This window comes from Bordetella genomosp. 7, from assembly GCF_002261415.1.
Classification (GTDB): domain Bacteria; phylum Pseudomonadota; class Gammaproteobacteria; order Burkholderiales; family Burkholderiaceae_B; genus Bordetella_A.
This window is the reverse complement of the sequence record NZ_NEVI01000008.1, coordinates 1-1715: the sequence shown is the minus strand read 5'-3', so window position 1 is coordinate 1715 and position 1715 is coordinate 1. Positions and strand designations below refer to the sequence as shown.

General features: G+C 67.6%; 2 protein-coding genes. Both read right to left on the bottom strand.

The window, feature by feature from the left end; all coding sequences use genetic code 11:
* Window positions 1-46: 46 nt before the first annotated feature.
* Window positions 47-976, bottom strand: a complete 930-nt coding sequence (locus CAL18_RS05365) for an electron transfer flavoprotein subunit alpha/FixB family protein (protein WP_094817477.1) — start codon at window positions 974-976, stop codon at window positions 47-49.
* A gap of 1 nt (window position 977) precedes the next feature.
* Window positions 978-1715, bottom strand: a 738-nt coding sequence (locus tag CAL18_RS05360) for an electron transfer flavoprotein subunit beta/FixA family protein (protein ID WP_141217745.1), incomplete at its 5' end; no start/stop codon positions are given.

Sequence of the window (1715 nt, the reverse complement as noted above, 5' to 3'; positions counted from 1 at the left end):
TGAGATGTCGGTGTCTGACTCCCGCAGGGTGTCAGACACCTTGCGCTTACAGCGCGTTGGTCAGTTCGGGCACGACCGTAAACAGGTCGCCGACCAGGCCGTAGTCGGCCACGCCGAAGATGGGCGCTTCGGCATCCTTGTTGATGGCCACGATGACCTTGGAGTCTTTCATGCCCGCCAGGTGCTGGATGGCCCCGGAGATGCCCACGGCCACGTACAGCTGCGGCGCCACGATCTTGCCCGTCTGGCCCACCTGCCAGTCGTTGGGCGCGTAGCCCGCGTCGACCGCCGCGCGCGAGGCGCCCAGCGCCGCGCCCAGCTTGTCGGCCAGCGGATCCAGGATCTTGAAGTTCTCGGCGCTGCCCAGCCCGCGGCCGCCCGAGATCACCACGCGCGCACCGGCCAGCTCGGGACGGTCGCTCTTGGCCACTTCGCGGCCCACGAACGACGACAGCCCCGAATCGGCCACCGCCGCCAGCGCCTCGACCGCCGCCGAACCGCCCGAGGCCGACACCGCGTCAAACGCCGTGGTGCGCACCGTGATCACCTTGACCGCATCGCCCGACTGCACCGTGGCAATGGCGTTGCCCGCGTAGATCGGCCGCTGGAACGTATCGGACGAGTCCACCCCGATGATGTCGGAGATCTGCGCCACATCCAGCTTGGCCGCCACGCGCGGGGCCACGTTCTTGCCCGAGGCCGTGGCCGGAAACACGATGTGGCTGTAGCCCGAGGCCACCGCCAGCACCTGCGCGGCCAGGTTCTCGGCCAGCCCGTCGGCCAGGTGCGGCGCATCGGCCGCAAGCACCTTGGCCACGCCCGCGGCCGCCGCAGCCTGCTCGGCCACCGCCTGGACATTGCTGCCGGCCACCAGCACGTGCACGTCGCCGCCCAGCTGGGCAGCCGCCGCAATGGCGTTCAGCGTCGCGCCCTTCAGGTGGGCATTGTCGTGTTCGGCAATAACAAGCGTCGTCATCTCAGAGCACCTTCGCTTCGTTCTTCAGTTTGTCCACCAGCGCGGCCACGTCGGCCACCTTGATGCCGGCCTTGCGCGCCGGCGGCTCGGTCACCTTCAGCGTCTTGAGCCGCGGCGCCGCGTCCACCCCCAGTTCCTCGGGCGTGACCGTGTCCAGCGGCTTTTTCTTGGCCTTCATGATGTTGGGAAGCGTCACGTAGCGCGGCTCGTTCAGGCGCAGGTCCGTCGTGACAATGGCAGGCAGCTTCAGCTTGATCGTTTCCAGGCCGCCGTCGACCTCGCGCGTGACCGTCACCGAGCCGTCGGCCACTTCGACCTTGCTGGCAAACGTGGCCTGCGGCCAGTCCAGCAGCGCGGCCAGCATCTGCCCGGTCTGGTTGGCGTCGTCGTCAATGGCCTGCTTGCCCAGGATCACCAGCTGCGGCTGCTCTTTGTCCACCAGGCCCTTGAGCAGCTTGGCCACCGCCAGCGGCTGCAGCTCGGCATCGGTCTGCACCAGAATGCCGCGGTCTGCGCCAATGGCCATGGCCGTGCGCAGCGTTTCCTGGCATTGCGCCACCCCGCACGACACCGCCACCACCTCGGTGGCGCCGCCCTTTTCTTTCAGGCGCGTGGCCTCTTCGACGGCGATCTCGTCGAACGGGTTCATGGACATCTTCACGTTCGCGATATCCACGCCCGTTTGATCCGATTTGACGCGCACCTTGACGTTGTAATCAACGACGCGCTTGACTGGTAC